We start from the raw sequence: 18,925 nt of genomic DNA on the forward strand, positions 1-18,925 counted from the left end.
GAGGCCACATTACTGGCTGCGCGTTCATCAACTGAACAATGCATGGCAGACCATCGATGTAGGTACAAAAACTGTTCATTAGTACCTCAGCCAACCTGCTTGGTCGGGCTGTGGTAAATATCAGCGAACATGTCAGCCATGGCTTCCTCGCTGGGTTCTTCCTGCATTTGCACGCTCACCGCGCGACTGACCAACTGGTGACGCCGCGGCAGATGCAGATCATCTGGAATGCGCGGGCCATCGGTGAGGTACGCCACTGGCAATTCATGACTGATGGCCAGGCTCAACACCTCGCCCAGACTCGCCGTTTCATCCAGTTTAGTCAGGATGCAGCCAGCCAGCCCACACCGCTTGTAACTGTGATAAGCGGCGGTTAGAACCTGTTTCTGGCTGGTGGTTGCCAGGACCAGATAATTTTTCGATTTGATCCCGCGACCGGCCAGGCTTTCGAGCTGCATGCGCAAGGCCGGATCGCTGGCCTGAAGGCCGGCGGTATCGATCAGAATCACGCGTTTGCGCAGCAACGGATCCAGCGCCTGCACCAGGGACTGGCCCGGATCGACGTGGGTCACCGACACATTCAGAATGCGGCCCAGCGTCTTCAATTGTTCCTGGGCGCCGATGCGGTAGCTGTCCATGCTCACCAGCGCGATGTTCTGCGCGCCGTACTTGAGCACGTAACGGGCCGCGAGCTTGGCCAGGGTGGTGGTCTTGCCCATGCCGGCAGGGCCGACCATGGCAATCACGCCGCCCTCTTCCAGTGGCTCGACTTCCGGTGTGGCGATCATCCGCGCCAGGTGCGCCAGCAACATGCGCCAGGCCTGACGAGGCTCTTCAATATCGGTAATCAGCGCCAGCAGGTCGCGGGACAACGGGCCGGACAAGCCGATGCGTTGCAGGCGACGCCACAGGTTGGCCTGGGCCGGACGGCTGCCTTGCAGCTGATTCCAGGCCAGGGAGCCGAGTTGCACTTCCATCAATTCGCGCAGGCTGTTGAGTTCGAAACGCATCGAATCGAAAGCCCGTGGGTCAACACCGCCGGACACGGGCGCCGGGGCTGGCGCGGCACGACGGGGCTGTTCGTAAGTCGGTTCGATCAGCGGCTCGGCAGCGGTCAATGGCAGGCCGGCGAACAACTGGCGATTGGTGGTCTTGTCACCGTCGGTTTCGCCTTCGCCGCGCAGGCTCAGTTCGGCCTGGGCGGTGACGATGCGCGACTGGGTCTTGCGCAGCTCATCCTCGAGTTCCATGTTTGGAACGCGCGGGGCTAGCGCCGACAATTTGTAATCCAGGGCAGCCGTCAGCTCGACACCACCGGCGATCCGGCGGTTGCCGATAATGGCCGCATCAGCGCCCAGCTCATCACGTACCAGTTTCATGGCCTGACGCATATCGGCGGCGAAAAAACGCTTAACTTGCATAAACCACTACCTCAGCCGTTGGGCCCTACTGTCGCAACGATGGTCACTTGCTTGTTGTCAGGGATTTCCTGATACGCCAACACGTGCAAACCCGGGACTGCCAGCCTGCCGAAACGCGACAACATGGCGCGAACCGGACCGGCTACCAGCAGAATCACCGGCTGACCTTGCATCTCTTGACGCTGTGCCGCATCGATCAACGAACGTTGCAGCTTCTCTGCCATGCTTGGCTCCAGCAGAACGCCCTCTTCCGAGCCTTGTCCTGCCTTCTGAAGACTATTGAGCAATATCTGTTCCAACCTTGGCTCCAAGGTGATAACTGGCAGCTCCGACTCAGTCCCTACAATGCTTTGGACGATTGCGCGGCTTACGCCGACGCGCACCGCCGCCACCAGCGCGGCAGTATCTTGACTCTTGCTGGCATTGTTGGCGATGGCCTCGGCGATGCTGCGGATGTCGCGAACCGGCACTTGTTCGGCGAGCAACGCCTGCAAGACCTTGAGCAGTTGCGACAGCGACACCACCCCCGGCACCAGCTCTTCAGCCAGTTTCGGCGAGCTTTTGGCCAGCAATTGCATGAGTTGCTGCACTTCTTCGTGGCCGATCAGCTCACTGGAGTGCTTGTACAGAATCTGGTTCAAGTGGGTTGCCACTACCGTACTGGCATCGACCACGGTGTAACCGAGGGACTGCGCCTGGGCGCGCTGGCTGATTTCGATCCAGACCGCCTCCAGACCAAAAGCCGGATCTTTGGCGGTTATGCCGTTGAGCGCGCCGTAGACCTGCCCTGGGTTGATCGCCAGCTCGCGATCCGGGTAAATCTCGGCTTCGGCGAGGATCACGCCCATGAGCGTCAGGCGGTAGGCACTTGGGGCCAGGTCGAGGTTGTCACGAATGTGCACAGTCGGCATCAGGAAGCCCAGGTCCTGGGACAGCTTCTTGCGCACACCCTTGATCCGCGCGAGCAACTGGCCACCCTGGTTGCGGTCCACCAGCGGAATCAGGCGGTAGCCCACTTCCAGGCCGATCATGTCGATCGGGGTCACGTCGTCCCAGCCCAATTCCTTGGTTTCCTGGGAGCGGGCCGGGGATGGCAGCAGTTCTTGCTGACGCTGGACCTCTTGCAAGGCCTGGACCTTGACCACGTTCTGCTTCTTCCAGAACAGGTACGCGCCGCCGGCCGCCAGGGCCGCCATGCTGAGAAAGGAGAAGTGCGGCATGCCGGGCACCAGGCCCATCACCGCCATCAAACCGGCCGCGACGGCCAACGCTTTGGGCGAGGCGAACATCTGGCGACCGATCTGCTTGCCCATGTCTTCCGAGCCGGAAGCACGGGTCACCATGATCGCGGCCGCTGTCGATAACAACAGTGACGGCAATTGCGCCACCAAACCGTCACCGATGGTCAACAGCGCGTAAACCCGACCGGCGTCACCGAAGGACATGCCGTGCTGGAAGATACCGACCGCCATGCCGCCGATCAGGTTGATGAACAGAATCAGCAGGCCGGCGATGGCGTCACCACGCACGAACTTGCTGGCACCGTCCATGGAACCGTAGAACTCGGCTTCCTGGGCAACTTCCATGCGGCGCAGTTTGGCCTGGTTCTGATCGATCAGGCCGGCGTTCAAGTCGGCGTCGATGGCCATTTGTTTGCCGGGCATGGCGTCGAGGGTGAAACGTGCGCTCACCTCGGAAATCCGCCCGGCACCCTTGGTCACCACGACGAAGTTGATGATCATCAAAATCGCGAAGACCACGATACCGACCACGTAGTTACCGCCGATCACCACCTCACCGAAGGCCTGGATCACCTTACCGGCGGCGGCATGCCCTTCCTGACCGTGGAGCATCACCACCCGCGTGGAGGCCACGTTCAGCGCCAGGCGCATCAGCGTCGCCACCAGCAAAATCGTCGGGAACACCGCGAAATCCAGCGGCCGCAAGGCGTAGACGCAGACCAGCAACACCACAATCGACAAGGCAATGTTGAACGTGAAGAACACGTCCAGCAGGAACGGCGGCACCGGCAACATCATCATGGCCAGCATGACCAGCAGCAACAGCGGCACACCCAGATTGCCCCGACTCAAGTCGGCGACGTTTGTGCGAGCACTGTTGAATAACTGAGAGCGATCCACCGGTTTTCCCCGTTCCTTTAAAGCAAACTTTTGACGCCTGAAGCAGACGCAGAGCGGCTACTGCAAGAAGCCTTCCAACTTTTGCCGGGGTGGGGATGATCGTTCCTACGCTGCGCGTTGGAACGATCCGTGTGGGGGCGAGTCCGCTTGCAGGGATTGAGGCGTTATCAGGAATCCCGGCGCAAATCCGGCGGAATCGGCAGGTCGTCCTTGAGCGGATCCGGGCGTTTGCCCTTGCCAGCGCGGTGCTGGCGGATCTGGTAGACGTAGGCCAAGACCTGGGCGACGGCGAGGTACAGGCCGCCGGGGATTTCCTGGTCGAGTTCGGTGGAGTAGTAGATCGAACGCGCCAGGGCTGGTGATTCGAGTAGCAGCACTTCGTTGGCCACGGCGATTTCGCGGATTTTCAAGGCCAGGAAGTCGCTGCCCTTGGCAATCAACATCGGCGCCCCACCCTTGTCCGGGTCGTATTTGAGGGCCACGGCGTAGTGGGTCGGGTTGGTGATGATCACGTCGGCATCGGGGATCGCCGCCATCATCCGGCGCTGGGACATCTCGCGTTGCAGTTGACGAATACGCTGCTTGACCTCCGGTCGCCCGTCCGAATCCTTGTGTTCATCGCGCACTTCCTGCTTGGTCATCAGCAGTTTCTTGTGGCTTTCCCACAACTGCACCGGCACGTCGACCGCGGCGATGATGATCAGCCCGCAGGCCATCCACAACGTACTCCACCCCACCACTTGAATGCTGTGGATGATCGCCGATTCCAACGGTTCATGGGCGATGCGCTGCAAGTCATCGATGTCCGATGACAACACCGCCAGCGCCACGAACAGGACGATGGTGAATTTGGCAAACGCCTTGAGCAGTTCCACCAGGGCCTTGGTGGAAAACATCCGCTTGAGGCCGCTGAGCGGGTTCATCCGGCTGAACTTCGGCGCCATGCTGCTGGCCGAGAACAGCCAGCCCCCCAGGGAAATCGGGCCCAGAAGCGCCGCCAACACCAGGGAAATCATGATCGGCTGAATCGCCCACAAGGCAATCTGCCCCGAGTGCAGCAGGTAGTTGGTCATGGCTTTCTGATCGAGGATGACTTCGCGCGGCAACGAGAAATTCATGCGCATCAATTCCATCATGTCCTCGGCCAATGCACCGCCGAAAATCAGCAACGCACTGGCGCCGACCAACATGATCGCCAAGGTATTGAGTTCTTTGGAGCGCGCCGTCTCGCCCTTGTCCCGGGAGTCCTTTTTCTTTTTCTCCGTGGGGTCTTCTGTCTTGTCCTGACCGCTTTCGCTCTCAGCCATGACTCAGCGCGCCTGTACCAGTGAACGTAACAACTGCAGGGCCTCGGTGGCCAACGGTTGATACTGATTGAGAATGTCGCCCAGGCTGACCCAGAGGATGAACATCCCCAGGACCAGGGTCAGCGGAAAACCAATGGAGAAGATGTTCAGTTGCGGCGCCGCCCGGGTCATCACACCAAACGCGATGTTGACCACCAGCAACGCGGTGACCGCCGGCAAGACCAGTACCAGCGCGGCCCCCAGCACCCAGCCGAGCTTGCCGGCCAGCTCCCAGAAATGATTGACCATAAACCCGCTGCCGACCGGCAGCGTGGTGAAGCTTTCGGTGAGGACTTCGAACACCACCAGGTGGCCGTTCATCGACAGGAACAGCAGCGTCACCAGCATGGTGAAGAACTGCCCGATCACCGCCACCGACACGCCGTTGGTAGGGTCGACCATGGACGCAAAGCCCATGCCCATCTGGATCGCGACAATCTGCCCGGCAACGACGAATGCCTGGAAGAACAGCTGCAAGGAGAACCCCATCACGGCGCCGATGACGATCTGCTCGCCGATCAGCAGCAGCCCACTCAGGTCAAGCGGATTGACCGGCGGCATGGGTGGCAACGCCGGAGTGATGACGACGGTGATGGCCAGGGCGAAATACGCCCGCACCCGCCGTGGCACCAGGGTCGTCCCGAAAATCGGCATGACCATCAGCAAGGTGCCGACGCGAAACAGCGGCAACATGAACGTCGCAACCCACGTGCTGATCTGGGTATCGGTCAGTTGCAGCAGCGACATGGTTTAGCCAATGACCATAGGAATATTGCCGTACAGCCGCAGGATGTATTCCATGAAGGTCTGTACCAGCCACGGGCCGGCCACAATCAGCGTTACCAGCATCACCAACAGACGCGGCAGGAAGCTCAAGGTCTGTTCGTTGATCTGCGTGGCCGCCTGGAACATCGCCACCAAAAGGCCCACCAGCAGACTCGGAATCACCAGCACCGCGACCATCATGGTGGTCAGCCAGAGCGCGTCCCGAAAGATGTCTACGGCGACTTCCGGGGTCATGGCGAAACACCTCCAAAGCTGCTGGCCAACGTGCCGATGATCAACGCCCAGCCATCCACCAGCACAAACAGCATGATCTTGAACGGCAGGGAAATGATCAGCGGCGACAGCATCATCATCCCCATCGCCATCAGCACACTGGCCACGACCAGGTCGATGATCAGGAACGGAATGAAGATCATGAAGCCGATCTGGAAGGCGGTTTTCAGCTCAGACGTCACGAACGCCGGCACCAGAATGGTCAACGGCGCCTGATCCGGCGTGGCGATGTCAGTGCGTTTGGACAGGCGCATGAACAGCTCCAGATCGCTGGTGCGGGTCTGGGCGAGCATGAAGTCCTTGATCGGCACTTGCGCCTTGAGCACGGCGTCCTGGGCGGTGAGTTTCTCCGCCAGGTACGGTTGCAGGGCATCGTTATTCACCCGGTCGAACACCGGCGCCATGATGAACATGGTCAGGAACAGCGCCATGCCGGTGAGGATCTGGTTCGACGGCGTCTGCTGCAGGCCCAGGGCCTGGCGCAGGATCGAAAAGACAATGATGATCCGGGTGAAGCTGGTCATCAGCATGACGAACGCTGGAATGAAGCTCAGCGCGGTCATGATCAGCAAGATCTGCAGGCTGACCGAGTATTCCTGCGCACCCTGGGCATTGGTGCCCAGCGTAATGGCCGGGATCGACAGCGGATCGGCGGCGAACACCAGCGGCGCCGCCAGCATCAGGGCCAGCGTCAAGACGATGCGTAGCGCACCCATTACTTCTTATCCTTCTGATCCTTGCCCAACAGTTCCATCAGGCGCTGGGCAAACTCCGGGGTCGTTTTTTCACTCGCGCTCGGCACGTGCACCGGCTCCTTGAGCACATGCAATGCCGTGATGGTGCCGGGGCTGAGGCCGAGCAGAATCTGTTCGTTGCCGACCTGTACCAGCATCAGGCGATCACGGGGACCCAGCGCGCGGGAACCGATGATATCGATCACCTGCGCCTTGCCCGCCGGCCCGGCCTGCTGGACCCGGCGCAACAGCCAGGCGAGGAAAAAGATCAACGCCAGCACGAACAACAGGCCGAACACCAATTGCGTCAATTGCCCGGCCACGCCGCTGTTGACCACCGGTGCAGCCGCCGCAGCCGCCGTGGCCACCGGTTCGGCAGCCAAAGCGCTGACCGGCAGCGCCAGCATCAACCCCAGGACCTTGTTCACTTAGCGCAGCTTCTTGATGCGTTCGCTAGGGCTGATCACGTCGGTCAGGCGAATGCCGAACTTCTCGTTGACCACGACCACTTCGCCGTGAGCGATGAGGGTGCCGTTGACCAGCACGTCCAGCGGCTCACCGGCCAGGCGATCAAGTTCGATCACCGAACCCTGGTTGAGTTGCAGCAGGTTGCGGATGTTGATGTCGGTGCTGCCGACTTCCATGGAAATCGACACCGGGATGTCGAGGATGACGTCCAGGTTCGGGCCGTCCAGGGTCACCGGGTCGTTGTTCTTCGGCACGCTGCCGAATTCTTCCATCGGCAGACGGTTGGACGCCGAGCTACCGGTATCGGCAGCCAGCAGCGCATCGATATCGTCCTGGCCGGCATCACCGGTTTCTTCCAGGGCAGCGGCCCATTCATCAGCCAGTGCCTGGTCGTCCTGGGCGTTCATATCGTCGTTCATCATGTGTCCTCGGCGGGCAGCTCTTAGAAGCGGCCAGTGTTAAATGGGGGAATTGAGCGCCGGTCAGCGGCGCTCGATCGGCTCGATCACTTGCAACGCGAGGTTGCCTTTGTGCGAGCCCATCTTGACCTTGAACGCAGGCACGCCGTTGGCGCGCATGATCATTTCTTCCGGCATCTCGACCGGGATGATGTCCCCCGGCTGCATGTGCAGGATGTCCCGCAGGCGCAGTTGGCGACGGGCCACCGTAGCACCGATCGGCACATCCACGTCCAGCACGTCCTGACGCAGGGCGTTGACCCAGCGTTCGTCCTGATCGTCGAGGTCCGACTGGAAACCGGCGTCGAGCATTTCGCGCACCGGCTCGATCATCGAGTACGGCATGGTCACGTGCAGGTCGCCGCCACCGCCATCGAGTTCGATGTGGAAAGTCGACACCACGATGGCTTCGCTCGGGCCGACGATGTTGGCCATGGCCGGGTTCACTTCCGAGTTGATGTACTCGAAGTTCACTTCCATGATCGCCTGCCAGGCTTCCTTCAAATCGATGAAGGCCTGCTCCAGCACCATGCGTACTACACGCAGCTCGGTCGGGGTGAACTCACGCCCTTCGATCTTCGCGTGACGGCCGTCGCCGCCGAAGAAGTTGTCCACCAGCTTGAACACCAGTTTGGCGTCGAGGATGAACAGCGCGGTGCCGCGCAACGGCTTGATCTTGACCAGGTTGAGGCTGGTCGGCACGTACAGCGAGTGCACGTATTCGCCGAACTTCATCACCTGCACGCCACCGACGGCCACGTCCGCCGAGCGGCGCAGCATGTTGAACATGCTGATGCGGGTGTAGCGGGCGAAACGTTCGTTGATCATTTCCAGGGTCGGCATGCGTCCGCGGACGATCCGATCCTGGCTGGTCAGGTCGTAACTTTTGACGCTGCCGGGTTCGGCGGCGGTATCGGTCTGTACCAGACCATCGTCGACGCCATGCAACAGCGCATCGATCTCATCCTGGGACAGCAGGTCTTGCACGGCCATGTCGTGTTCCTACTGCAGTACGAAATTAGTGAAAAGCAACTGTTCGATCACCACTTTGCCCAGCTCTTTCTGCGCCACTTCCTGGACGCTGGCGGTGGCCTTCTGGCGCAGCATTTCCTGGCCGACCGGGGTCGCGAGGGTGGCGAAGTCCTGACCGGAGAACAGCATGACGAGGTTATTGCGAATGACCGGCATGTGCACTTTGAGCGCTTCCATATCCGCCTGGTTGCGGCCGAGCATGGTGATGCTCACCTGCATGTAGCGCTGGCGACCGTTCTGGTTGTAGTTGGCGACGAAGGCCGGCGCCATGGGTTCGAAGACTGCCGGTTGCTTGCCCAGCGGGGCCGTTTCAGCCGCCGCGACAGGTTTGCTTTGGGCGCTGTGCATGAAGTACCACGTGGCCCCCACGGACAAGCCGATGGCCAGCAGCACTGCCAGCACGATCGCAATGATCAGCTTGAGTTTGCCTTTGGTTGCAGGGTCTTTAACCACTGCTGCTGCTTCGCTCTTCGCCATGCCAATAATCCGTCACTATTCAAGTTTTCACAGTCGCACGGCAAGGCAAGAGCAAGTGTTATGCCAGAAGTGTCGGGGAGGGGATTTGAGGCAGGGGTGAATGATCGTTCCCAAGCTTCGCGTGGGAATGCCTCAATGGACGCTCCGCGTCCGCTTCGGCAGGGACGCGGAGCGCCCCAGGCTGCATTCCCACGCAGAGCGTGGGAACGATCAGGCATGTAGGAGCGAGGCTTGCCCGCGAAGAACGATGACGGGGTTTAACTGATAAACCGCAGCGTCTTGTTCGCGGGCAAGCTTCGCTCCTGCAGGAGACTAGGCGTAATAGTCGACGGCACTGGAGCCAATGACGCTGGCGGTGCTGGCCGCGACTTCCGCGACGGCCGGCACGATCTCGTCATCCATGGCATCAACCCGGCCACCGCTGGCGCTGGTGCGCCCGCCCTGCCCTTGCTGAGCCTGTTGCTCCTGGCCCTGGCCCTGCCAGCCACGGGACTGGTCGGACACGTTGACATCGACCTGGCCCATGCCCTGCTGCGCGAACATGTCGCGCAAGCGATGCATTTGCCCGTCCAGCGCTTCGCGAACACTTGGGTGAGCGCTCATGAAGGTCACTTGGGTCTGCTGGTCCGGCACCATGTTCACCCGAATATCCAGGCGCCCCAGTTCGGCGGGCTGCAACTGAATGTCGGCCGCCTTGAGATTGGCGCTGGACAGGTACATGACCCGGTTGACCACTTCTTCGGTCCAGCCACTCTGATGCATGGCGATCGGTTGATTGACCGGCAGTGCATTGGCGGTTTTCGGTGTGGCAGCCTGGGTCAATGCCGCCAGACGACTGGCGAAATCATCGACGCGGGTATCGCTGCTGGCGGACGTCAGGTCCTTGAGCCCTTCATTGAGCAAGCCACTGAACGCCTTCTCGCCGCCCTGACTGGTACTGTCCTTGTCGGATTGCACAGTGAGCATGCTCGCCATGCCGGCGGCAAAGTTCTGCGCCGAAGTCAGCTCACCCTCGGCGGATGCCTGGGCCGGTGTCGCTTTGGCCTGGGATTGGCTGGAGGCGGAGACGTGACCGCTCTGTTCCATGGCCATGCGCAGGGCCGGCAGCGCGTCGAGCGGGTCGGCCTCTGGATCGAAATCGGTGTCGGTGGTCGCGGCGGCCTGTACCGGCGCGGCGGTGACGGCGGCAGCAACCGCTGCCTCGACTTGCGGTTGCACAGTGGCTACCGCTGGCGGGGTTTCGGGTGCGGGTGCGGGCGCCACTGGCTGCACCGCTTGCATCAAGGCCGGGTCCAGCGTCGGGTCGACCGGCGGAGCATCGACCGCCACCGGCGTAGTGGTCGTCTCCGGGTCGCTGTCGCTGGCGCTCTTGTCATCTGTCGAGGCGGACGCCGGTTTGTCGGCGGGCAAGGATTTGCCGCTATCGGCAACCGCTGGCTGCGGGGCGGCAGACTTGTCGTTGCTGACGTCTTTCTTCGCCGAGTTGTCCGGGGTTTTATCCCGGGACGGTTTGACCGGCGCATCAGCCAATGCGGCAGGCTTGTTCTGGCCCTGTTTGGCGAAGACATTGGCGAAGCTGGAGGCCTTATCCCCAGGCTCAGCGGTCACCGCCGGGGTATTGGCGGAGGCAGCTTGAGGCTTGGCCTTGGCAGCGGCCTGAAGAAGCAAATTGGGGGTAACGGGCATGACGCGGTCTCCGCTGCACTGGGATCGTAGGTACAGTTGAGTGAGATGATTGCAAAGGTCGAGCCAGGTTTGGAAAACCGGCGCCTGATGCGCCGGACGGTCATGCTACTGCGCTAAAGAACGCTGACGCTCGGCTTCATAGAGCGGACGGACGATGGCGAATTCGCCGTCAATTTCGCCGACCAGTTTCTCAATGCCGGCGAGGCGCTGGTGCTTGGCTCGCTGTTCCAGCTCATTGCACAGTTCCGCCAGGCGGACGGCGCCCATGTTGCTGCTGCTACCTTTGAAACTATGGGCCGCATTCATGAGCTGCGCCGCATCCTCGGCCTTGCGCAGGACGAGTAGACGCTCCTCGGAGTCGGCGATGAAGGTATCCAGTAATGTCGGATATTCGTCCTCCATGACCTCCTGCAACGCGTTCAGCACGTTGCGATCCAGATGTGTATCAGCCACTTGTTCACTCCTTGATCAAGAATTCGCGGGATTATGCCAGAGCCTCCCAATAAAACTCCACGTGCGCACTACGACCTTCGTCGGACCAGCTCGCCTTGCGGCTCAACTGACGGATCAATCCGACACCGCGCCCCGACAGACCGACGCCATCCACCGGCCGCTCCATCACCCGCGCCACATCAAAACCCTTGCCACTGTCGTCGACCCGAATCGACAGGCAACCGCCCTCGCCCTTTGGCGTGACCTGCAAATGCAAGCGCACATAGCCGTCCTGCAATTGGTCGAGGCGGGAATTGCGCTCCTGATAATAGCGCGCAAAACCCGAGGCATCACGCTTGAGGCTGGAGTCCAGCCCCAGCACGCCGTGCTCCAGGGCATTGGAATACAGCTCGGCCAGCACGCTGTACAACGCGCCGCTTTGCGCCCGCAGGCCATGAACTTCAAGCAACAATTGCAACAGATAGGGCAGCGGATTGAAGCGCTTGAGGGTGGCGGCACGAAACTCGAAACTCACGGACCAGTCCAGCGGGCACGACTGTCCACTATCGGAATACACCAGCGCCGGCGGGCTCAGTTGCGCCGATTCCAGCAGGCGGACCTCGACCATGCTCACATCGTCCCGGGCCTCGCCACGGAAATCGCGCAGGGCCTGCTCGATCTCCGCGAACAATGCATCCGGCCGACGGTTGGCGGCAAACACCTGCTCCAGCCGCTCCACGCCAAACAATTGCTCGTTCACATCGCAGGTGTCGATCACCCCGTCGGACAACAGGAACACCCGATCGTCGACCGCCATCGGAAACACTTCCGTGCGATCGTTAAACGTGGTCGGGCTCAACACCCCCAACGGCAGGTGCCGCGCCCGCAGCGGCGTGCGCTCGCCCGTGGCATTGCTGTGCAGATATCCGTCCGGCATCCCGCCGTTCCAGACTTCCACCGAACGGCGCTGAAAGCTCAGGCACAACAGGGTTGCGCAACAGAACATGTCCACCGGCAGGATGCGCTTGAGCTTGGCGTTCATCTCGCGCAGGGTTTCGGACAAGCCGTAGCCCTTTGCAGTCATGCCGTAGAACACTTCCGCCAGGGGCATGGCGCCGACGGCGGCCGGCAAGCCATGACCGGTGAAGTCGCCGAGCAACACATGCATGTCGCCGGCCGGGGTGAACGCGGCCAGCAGCAGATCACCGTTGAACAATGCGTAAGGCGATTGCAGGTAACGGATATTCGGCGCATTCAGGCAGCCGGAGTGGGCCACCTTGTCGAACACCGCCTTCGCCACCCGCTGCTCGTTAAGCAGGTATTCGTGGTGCCGGGCAATCTGGTCGCGCTGCTGAAGCACCGTGGCCTGCAAGCGCCGCAAGCGGTCCATCGCCTTGATTTTGGCGCTGAGGATCACCTGGTTATAGGGCTTCGCCAGAAAGTCGTCGCCCCCGGCCTCCAGACAACGGGCCAAGGCTTCGCTTTCGGTCAGTGACGTCAGGAAGATGATCGGCACCAGGGTTTCCCCGGCCAGGGCCTTGATCTGCTGCGCCGCCTCGAAACCGTCCATCACCGGCATCATGGCGTCCATCAGCACCAGTTGCGGCCGTTGCTCACGGAACGCGGCAACCGCTTCGGCACCATTGGCCGCCGTCAGCACCTGATGGCCCTGGCGCCGGACGATACTCGACAGCAGCATGCAATCGGCCGCGCTGTCTTCAGCGATCAGGATCGTCAGCGGCTCGAACACCGACTGCACGGCGCTCATGCCACGTCGAAGATCTGTTCGAAATTGGAGATAGCCAGGATCTTGCGCACATCGGCATTGGCGTGGGTCAGCTTGATCTCGGCGTTCTCGCCACCGGCGTGATCACGCAACAGCAACAACATGCCGAGCGCCGAACTGTCGAGGTAGGTGGCGTCCTTCAGGTCAACCTCAAAGGACTCGGGTTTTGGCTGAAGATTTTCGTAGGACTCGCGAAATTCCTGATGCTTGGCAAAATCGAATCGTCCCTTGATCGAAATCGTCAGCTTTTGCCCATCTTGGGAGACTTCTGTAACGACTGACATTTAACGGCTTCCTTGTCATTGGTGAACGTGCGTGTACAAGGTTTAGCACTTGGCGGGGGTGGGGGCAAGGCGGGAAGTTGTGTTGCGACAGATAGATCGCTATCGCTTGTAGGAGCAAGGCTTGCCCGCGATGAACGATAACGCGGTAGACCTGCCTTAATACGGATCCTGACGCGGCAACCGCTGGGACAACTCATCCAGCAGCTTCTGCTCGCGCCGGTCTTCGAGCTTGCGCGCCTCGTCCATGTAGCGCTGGACCAGTTTGCGCAAGCCTTCGACCCGGGCAAACGCCTGCTGCCAGGCATCACGCGCCTTGTTCAGGTTGTTCTGGTGCCAGACCAGACTCTGTCGCTGCTGATCGATGGCCGTGCCCAGTTGCGCCAGAAAGCCCTGATAACCCAGTAACCATTGGCCGGACACGCCACTGCTGCCGCGCACGATCCATTGTTCCTGGTAATCGAGGCGGAAGGCTTCCAGGTCGTCGAGCTTGCTTTGGGCCAGGCGCACCTGGCCCTGAAAGTGGCCCAGGCGCTGGACTGCGGTCTTCTCGGCCTTTTCGGCCATTTCGACCACCGGTGCCAGGCGCCCTGCGCGACTCTGGGCCATGACCGGTTAACCGCCGGCCGCAGGGGCGAAGAGCGTACCGAGGTAGGATTCGCTTTCGCCCAGGCCGATTTTGTCGTTCAGGCCCTGGCGCAGGTAGCGGACCAACTGCGGTTGCAGGGAAATCGCCAGGTCGGTTTCCCGATCGCCACCGGCCACATAGGCGCCGACGCTGATCAAGTCGCGACTCTGCTGATACCGCGACCACAGTTGCTTGAAATACTGGGCGCGCATCATGTGTTCCGGCGTGACCACCGACGGCATGACCCGGCTGATGGACGCTTCGATGTCGATGGCCGGGTAATGCCCTTCCTCGGCCAGGCGCCGGGACAGCACGATGTGGCCGTCGAGCACGCCTCGGGCGGCGTCGGCGATCGGGTCCTGCTGGTCATCGCCTTCGGACAATACGGTGTAGAACGCAGTGATCGAACCGCCGCCCTTCTCGGCGTTACCGGCCCGTTCCACCAGTTTCGGCAACTTGGCGAACACCGACGGCGGATACCCCTTGGTCGCCGGCGGCTCGCCAATGGCCAGGGCGATTTCCCGCTGGGCCTGGGCGAAACGGGTCAACGAATCCATGAGCAACAGGACATTCTTGCCCTTGTCGCGGAAATACTCGGCAATGCGCGTGCAATACATCGCCGCGCGTAGACGCATCAGCGGCGCATCGTCCGCCGGGGACGCCACGACCACCGAGCGCTTGAGGCCTTCTTCACCGAGGATGTGCTCGATGAACTCTTTAACCTCACGACCCCGCTCACCGATCAGCCCGACCACGATAATGTCGGCCTCGGTGAACCGGGTCATCATGCCCAGCAGCACCGACTTACCGACGCCGGTACCGGCGAACAGGCCCAGACGCTGACCGCGACCGACCGTCAACAAACCGTTGATGCTGCGAATCCCCACGTCCAGCGGCTCGCTGATCGGGTGGCGCTTGAGCGGGTTGATGGTCGGGCCATCCATCGGCACCCAGTCTTCGGCTTTCATCCCGCCCTTGCCGTCGAGTGCGCGACCGGCGCCGTCAAGCACCCGACCGAGCATGCTCATGCCCATCGGCAAACGCCCGGTATCGGCCATCGGCACCACCCGCGCGCCAGGGGCAATGCCAGCGACGCTGCCCACCGGCATCAGAAACACCTTGCTGCCGGAGAAGCCCATGACTTCGGCTTCGACCTGTACCGGGTGATAACTGTTGTCGTTGATGACCATGCAGCGGCTGCCCATGGCGGCGCGCAAGCCTTCGGCTTCCAGGGTCAGGCCGACCATGCGCAGCAAGCGACCTTCAAGGATCGGCGCGCCTTCCAGTTCCGTGGCCTCGACGTAGCTGCCCAGGCGCTTGGCGAAACTGGTGCGATCAAGGCGCATCGGGGGTGTCCAGTTCTGGCGGCAGTTCCAGCTCCGCTTCCGGCGCGGGCTCAGGCTTGGCGTCGATTGGCAGTTCAAGGCTCATGTCCGGCTCGGCCGGGTGCAGCGCTTGTTCATGCAACTGATCGAACAACTTGTCCATGACCCGGGTGACGCGGGTTTCGACGGTGGCGTCGATGCGGCTGTGCTCGGTTTCGACCCGGCAACCGCCCGGCAACAAGGCTTCGTCTTCGACGATGCGCCAGGTTTCTTCATGGCGCTCGCGCAGGGCTTTGACCTGTTCGAAATCCTGGGGATTGATGTACAGCCGCACATTGCCCACGCCCAGCGGCAACAGTTTGAGGGCTTCGCGCATGACGCTTTCGATGTGCGTGGAATCGATGGCGAGCTCGCGCTGAATCACCTGTTTGGTGATGTGCTGCACGAGGTCGACCAGGGACTTTTCGATCTGGGTGTCCTGCTCGGCGATGGGCTCGAACAGGTTGGCCATCAGCTGTTCCAGGCCGGCAATCTTGGCGGTCAGGGCCACTTCGGCTTCCTGGCGAACCTTGAGCGTGGCGCTGTGGAAACCTTCTTTCTCACCCGTGGCGAAGCCTTCGTTGTAGGCCTCCTGACGGATGCTTTCGAGTTCTTCCAGGGTCAGAGGCTGGACTTCGTCCAGCGGCACTTCTTCCATTTCCGGCGGCTCGGGCTCGGGTTCCGGCTCGGGCTCGGGCACATGCGGGTCGAAGCTGGGCAGCGACCAGACGTCGAAACCACCGACCTCCTTGCCACGGATCAGGTCGGTGTTGGACTCATCATGTTTGGACGACATAGTGACCTTAGATCATCTCTTCGCCACCCTTCCCACCGAGAACGATTTCTCCGGCTTCGGCCATACGGCGGGCAATGGTGAGGATTTCTTTCTGCGCGGTTTCCACGTCGCTGACACGCACCGGGCCTTTGGCCTCGAGGTCGTCGCGCAACAGTTCGGCCGCTCGTTTGGACATGTTCTTGAAGATCTTTTCCTTGACGCCTTCGTCCGAACCCTTGAGGGCCAGCACCAGCACATCGGAAGACACTTCGCGCAGCAACGCCTGGATGCCGCGGTCGTCGACATCGGACAGGTTGTTGAACACGAACATGAGGTCTTCGATCTGACCGGACAGGTCTTCGTCGACTTCGCGGATCGAGTCCATCAACTGACCTTCGATCGAGCTGTCGAGGAAGTTCATGATGTCGGCCGCACGCTTGATGCCACCCAGGGTGGTGCGCGAGGCGTTCGAGTTGCCGGAGAACTGCTTCTCGAGAATCTGGTTCAGTTCTTTCAGGGCCGCAGGTTGCACGGTGTTCAACGACGAGACGCGCAGGATGATGTCCAGACGCACCTTGTGGTCGAAGTTGCCGAGCACTTCACCGGCCTGGTCCGGGTCGAGGTACGCCACGACGATCGCCTGGATCTGCGGGTGCTCGTATCGGATCACGTCAGCGACAGCGCGCGGTTCCATCCACTTCAGGCTGTCGAGGCCGCTGGTGTTGCCACCCAGCAGAATGCGGTCGATCAGGCCGTTGGCCTTGTCTTCGCCCAAGGCCTGGGTGAGCATCTTGCGCACGTAGTCGTCGGAGCCGACGCCCAGGCTGGTCTGGTCGCCGACGATGTCGACGAACTCGCTCATCACCTGCTCGACCTGCTCGCGGTGCACGTTACCCATTTGCGCCATGGCCACGCCCACACGCTGGACCTCTTTAGGCCCCATGTGGCGCAGCACTTGGGCGGCGTCAGTCGAACCCAGGGACAGCAGCAGAATCGCGGCTTTATCGACCCGGGACAGTTTGGCGACAGCGGCTCGGTTATCACTCATCTGCGTTAATCCACTCTTTCACGACCTGGGCCACACGACCCGGATCTTCTGCCACCAAACTCTTGATTGCATTCAACTGTGCGTCATAGCCTTCGCTCGGGCTCGGCAACAGGATGCTTTGCGGACCGCCCAGGCTGACGCGGTCGTTGGCCAGTTCGCCGTCCAGGCCGCCCATGCCACCCAACTCGACGTCGCTGCCCAAGCCTGCAAGCTGTTTGCCTTTACCGCCACCGGTGATGTTGTTGAGCACCGGACGCAGCACACCGAACACCAGCACCAGGATGAACAACACACCCAGCACTTGCTTGACGATGTCCCAGAACCAAGGCTGGGAGTAGAACGGAATATCGGCAATCGCTTCGGCGCGCTCGGCGGAGAACGGCATGTTGATCACGCTGACGCTGTCACCACGGCTGGCGTCGAAACCGACGGCGTCCTGCACCAGGCGAGTGAAGCGCGCCAATTCGTCGGCGCTCCACGGCGCGCGGGTGGTTTCCCCGTTGGCCGCGTTGATCTTGACCTGGTCATCCACCACCACCGACACCGACAGGCGATTCAAACGACCCTGTTGCTGCCTGGTGTGGCTGATGGAGCGATCAAGCTCGAAATTCTTGGTGGATTGTTGACGCTTGTCCGCCGGGTAAGGAGCAAGCATAGGCTGGCCGGTGGCCGGGTCCATGATTTGCTGACCATTGGCATCAAGCAACGGCTGGCCTGGCTGCACCATGCCGGCCGACGCAGTGGCGCCACCGGTGGTTTGCGGCGCGGAGGCTGGCGACGGCGGCTGGTTGCTCAAAGCACCCGGCACACCTTGCGGGCCATTGCTGGCGGTGCGTTGTTCAGAGGTCGATTGCTCGCTGCGCAGCGCCGGTTGATCCGGGTTGAACTGCTCGGACGTCGATTCGACGGCACTGAAATCCACATCAGCCGAGACTTCGGCTTTATAGCGGTCATTGCCCAGCACCGGTTGCAGGATGTTGTGCACACGCTGGGTGAGCATGCTTTCCATACGGCGGCTGTAATCGAATTGCTTGCCGGCCATGGTCAGCTCGGAGTTCTCCGCCTGATCCGACAGCAGGTTGCCCTTCTGGTCGACGACGGTGATCTGCGACTTGCTCAGTTCGGGAACGCTGGTGGCGACCAGGTTGATGATCGCCAGTACCTGGCCTGGCTCCAGGGAGCGGCCGGAATACAGCTCAACCAGAATCGAAGCGCTAGGCTTGCGTTCATCGCGCACGAACACCGAGCTTTTCGGAATCGCCAAATGGACGCGGGCGCCCTTGACGTTGTTCAGGCTGGAGATGGTGCGAGCCAGTTCGCCTTCGAGGCCGCGACGATATCGGGTCGCTTCCATGAACTGGCTGGTGCCCAGGCCCTGGTCCTTGTCGAGGATTTCAAAACCGATGTTGCCGTCGCTGGGAGTGACACCAGCGGCCGCGAGCTTGAGCCGCGCACGGGACACATCATCGGCCTTGACCAGCAAGGCGCCGGAGTTCGGTTCAACGGTATAAGGGATGTCAGCGGCGGCCAGGGTTTCCATGACCTGCTTGGCGTCCATACCGGCAAAACTGCCGTACAGAGGCCGGTAGTCCGGCTGCTGCGACCACAACACCACGGCAAAGCCAATCGCCACGCTCGCAGCCAGGCCGACCAACAGGCCCACCTGACGCAACATGGTCATCTCGGAGAGGTTTTCCAGGAAGGACAACCCGAACAACGGCGGTTTGCCGTCTACTGGGGTGGCCTTGGCCGGAACATTATCGGCGACTGCTTCTGCCATGACTCAATC

At 61.4% G+C, this 18,925-nt stretch carries 19 protein-coding genes; all 19 read right to left on the minus strand.

Going from position 1 to position 18,925, the window contains the following annotated elements; all coding sequences use genetic code 11:
* Positions 1 to 86: 86 nt before the first annotated feature.
* Complete coding sequence (flhF, locus tag FQ192_RS01140; protein ID WP_149657013.1) at positions 87 to 1,421, minus strand: flagellar biosynthesis protein FlhF; 1,335 nt, start codon at positions 1,419 to 1,421, stop codon at positions 87 to 89.
* Between the two features lie 11 nt (positions 1,422 to 1,432).
* Positions 1,433 to 3,562: a flagellar biosynthesis protein FlhA gene (gene flhA / locus FQ192_RS01145; protein ID WP_149657014.1), complete on the minus strand. Its 2,130-nt coding sequence runs from the start codon at positions 3,560 to 3,562 to the stop codon at positions 1,433 to 1,435.
* A gap of 167 nt (positions 3,563 to 3,729) precedes the next feature.
* Positions 3,730 to 4,869, minus strand: coding sequence for a flagellar biosynthesis protein FlhB (gene flhB, locus FQ192_RS01150; protein WP_149657015.1), 1,140 nt, complete (start codon positions 4,867 to 4,869; stop codon positions 3,730 to 3,732).
* 3 nt (positions 4,870 to 4,872) lie between these two features.
* Positions 4,873 to 5,655, minus strand: coding sequence for a flagellar biosynthetic protein FliR (gene fliR / locus FQ192_RS01155; RefSeq protein WP_149657016.1), 783 nt, complete (start codon positions 5,653 to 5,655; stop codon positions 4,873 to 4,875).
* 3 nt (positions 5,656 to 5,658) lie between these two features.
* Entirely contained in the window at positions 5,659 to 5,928 is a 270-nt protein-coding gene (fliQ, locus tag FQ192_RS01160) for a flagellar biosynthesis protein FliQ (protein ID WP_123409175.1), read from the minus strand.
* Positions 5,925 to 6,683, minus strand: a complete 759-nt coding sequence (fliP, locus tag FQ192_RS01165) for a flagellar type III secretion system pore protein FliP (protein WP_149657017.1) — start codon at positions 6,681 to 6,683, stop codon at positions 5,925 to 5,927. The genes fliQ and fliP overlap by 4 nt, the downstream gene beginning before the upstream one ends.
* Positions 6,683 to 7,129: a flagellar biosynthetic protein FliO gene (gene fliO, locus FQ192_RS01170; RefSeq protein ID WP_149657018.1), complete on the minus strand. Its 447-nt coding sequence runs from the start codon at positions 7,127 to 7,129 to the stop codon at positions 6,683 to 6,685. The genes fliP and fliO overlap by 1 nt, the downstream gene beginning before the upstream one ends.
* Positions 7,130 to 7,588 carry a flagellar motor switch protein FliN gene (gene fliN, locus FQ192_RS01175; protein ID WP_149657019.1) on the minus strand — a complete coding sequence of 153 codons (459 nt, stop codon included), beginning with the start codon at positions 7,586 to 7,588 and terminating at the stop codon, positions 7,130 to 7,132.
* Positions 7,589 to 7,651: 63 nt separating this feature from the next.
* The gene (fliM, locus tag FQ192_RS01180) at positions 7,652 to 8,620 is read right to left on the minus strand and encodes a flagellar motor switch protein FliM (protein WP_123409179.1); all 969 of its coding nucleotides are present in this window, start codon (positions 8,618 to 8,620) and stop codon (positions 7,652 to 7,654) included.
* Positions 8,621 to 8,629: 9 nt separating this feature from the next.
* Positions 8,630 to 9,136, minus strand: coding sequence for a flagellar basal body-associated protein FliL (fliL, locus tag FQ192_RS01185; protein WP_149657020.1), 507 nt, complete (start codon positions 9,134 to 9,136; stop codon positions 8,630 to 8,632).
* 312 nt (positions 9,137 to 9,448) lie between these two features.
* On the minus strand, positions 9,449 to 10,822 hold the full coding sequence (locus FQ192_RS01190) for a flagellar hook-length control protein FliK (protein WP_149657021.1): 1,374 nt from the start codon (positions 10,820 to 10,822) through the stop codon (positions 9,449 to 9,451).
* Between the two features lie 105 nt (positions 10,823 to 10,927).
* Complete coding sequence (locus tag FQ192_RS01195) at positions 10,928 to 11,275, minus strand: Hpt domain-containing protein (RefSeq protein WP_149657022.1); 348 nt, start codon at positions 11,273 to 11,275, stop codon at positions 10,928 to 10,930.
* 31 nt (positions 11,276 to 11,306) lie between these two features.
* Entirely contained in the window at positions 11,307 to 13,022 is a 1,716-nt protein-coding gene (locus FQ192_RS01200; protein WP_149657023.1) for a fused response regulator/phosphatase, read from the minus strand.
* On the minus strand, positions 13,019 to 13,324 hold the full coding sequence (locus FQ192_RS01205) for an STAS domain-containing protein (protein ID WP_149657024.1): 306 nt from the start codon (positions 13,322 to 13,324) through the stop codon (positions 13,019 to 13,021). Before FQ192_RS01205 ends, FQ192_RS01200 begins: the two co-directional genes overlap by 4 nt.
* Before the next feature lie 156 nt (positions 13,325 to 13,480).
* Positions 13,481 to 13,930 carry a flagellar export protein FliJ gene (gene fliJ / locus FQ192_RS01210; RefSeq protein WP_133839137.1) on the minus strand — a complete coding sequence of 150 codons (450 nt, stop codon included), beginning with the start codon at positions 13,928 to 13,930 and terminating at the stop codon, positions 13,481 to 13,483.
* A gap of 6 nt (positions 13,931 to 13,936) precedes the next feature.
* Complete coding sequence (gene fliI / locus FQ192_RS01215; RefSeq protein ID WP_149657025.1) at positions 13,937 to 15,295, minus strand: flagellar protein export ATPase FliI; 1,359 nt, start codon at positions 15,293 to 15,295, stop codon at positions 13,937 to 13,939.
* Entirely contained in the window at positions 15,285 to 16,109 is an 825-nt protein-coding gene (fliH, locus tag FQ192_RS01220; RefSeq protein WP_149657026.1) for a flagellar assembly protein FliH, read from the minus strand. Before fliH ends, fliI begins: the two co-directional genes overlap by 11 nt.
* A gap of 7 nt (positions 16,110 to 16,116) precedes the next feature.
* Positions 16,117 to 17,136 (minus strand): flagellar motor switch protein FliG, encoded by a 1,020-nt coding sequence (gene fliG, locus FQ192_RS01225; protein ID WP_003184041.1) that lies wholly within the window; start codon positions 17,134 to 17,136, stop codon positions 16,117 to 16,119.
* Complete coding sequence (gene fliF / locus FQ192_RS01230; protein ID WP_149657027.1) at positions 17,129 to 18,916, minus strand: flagellar basal-body MS-ring/collar protein FliF; 1,788 nt, start codon at positions 18,914 to 18,916, stop codon at positions 17,129 to 17,131. Before fliF ends, fliG begins: the two co-directional genes overlap by 8 nt.
* Positions 18,917 to 18,925: the final 9 nt, after the last annotated feature.

This window comes from Pseudomonas sp. ANT_J12 (assembly GCF_008370045.1).
Classification (GTDB): domain Bacteria; phylum Pseudomonadota; class Gammaproteobacteria; order Pseudomonadales; family Pseudomonadaceae; genus Aquipseudomonas.

Bases quoted from the DNA above. Each gene is read 5' to 3' on its own strand.
- flhF (WP_149657013.1), bottom strand. From the start codon at position 1,421: ATGCAAGTTAAGCGTTTTTTCGCCGCCGATATGCGTCAGGCCATGAAA.
- flhB (WP_149657015.1), bottom strand. From the start codon at position 4,869: ATGGCTGAGAGCGAAAGCGGTCAGGACAAGACAGAAGACCCCACGGAG.
- fliR (WP_149657016.1), bottom strand. From the start codon at position 5,655: ATGTCGCTGCTGCAACTGACCGATACCCAGATCAGCACGTGGGTTGCG.
- fliQ (WP_123409175.1), bottom strand. From the start codon at position 5,928: ATGACCCCGGAAGTCGCCGTAGACATCTTTCGGGACGCGCTCTGGCTG.
- fliP (WP_149657017.1), bottom strand. From the start codon at position 6,683: ATGGGTGCGCTACGCATCGTCTTGACGCTGGCCCTGATGCTGGCGGCG.
- fliN (WP_149657019.1), bottom strand. From the start codon at position 7,588: ATGAACGACGATATGAACGCCCAGGACGACCAGGCACTGGCTGATGAA.
- fliM (WP_123409179.1), bottom strand. From the start codon at position 8,620: ATGGCCGTGCAAGACCTGCTGTCCCAGGATGAGATCGATGCGCTGTTG.
- fliL (WP_149657020.1), bottom strand. From the start codon at position 9,136: ATGGCGAAGAGCGAAGCAGCAGCAGTGGTTAAAGACCCTGCAACCAAA.
- FQ192_RS01190 (WP_149657021.1), bottom strand. From the start codon at position 10,822: ATGCCCGTTACCCCCAATTTGCTTCTTCAGGCCGCTGCCAAGGCCAAG.
- FQ192_RS01200 (WP_149657023.1), bottom strand. From the start codon at position 13,022: ATGAGCGCCGTGCAGTCGGTGTTCGAGCCGCTGACGATCCTGATCGCT.
- FQ192_RS01205 (WP_149657024.1), bottom strand. From the start codon at position 13,324: ATGTCAGTCGTTACAGAAGTCTCCCAAGATGGGCAAAAGCTGACGATT.
- fliJ (WP_133839137.1), bottom strand. From the start codon at position 13,930: ATGGCCCAGAGTCGCGCAGGGCGCCTGGCACCGGTGGTCGAAATGGCC.
- fliI (WP_149657025.1), bottom strand. From the start codon at position 15,295: ATGCGCCTTGATCGCACCAGTTTCGCCAAGCGCCTGGGCAGCTACGTC.
- fliH (WP_149657026.1), bottom strand. From the start codon at position 16,109: ATGTCGTCCAAACATGATGAGTCCAACACCGACCTGATCCGTGGCAAG.
- fliG (WP_003184041.1), bottom strand. From the start codon at position 17,136: ATGAGTGATAACCGAGCCGCTGTCGCCAAACTGTCCCGGGTCGATAAA.
- fliF (WP_149657027.1), bottom strand. From the start codon at position 18,916: ATGGCAGAAGCAGTCGCCGATAATGTTCCGGCCAAGGCCACCCCAGTA.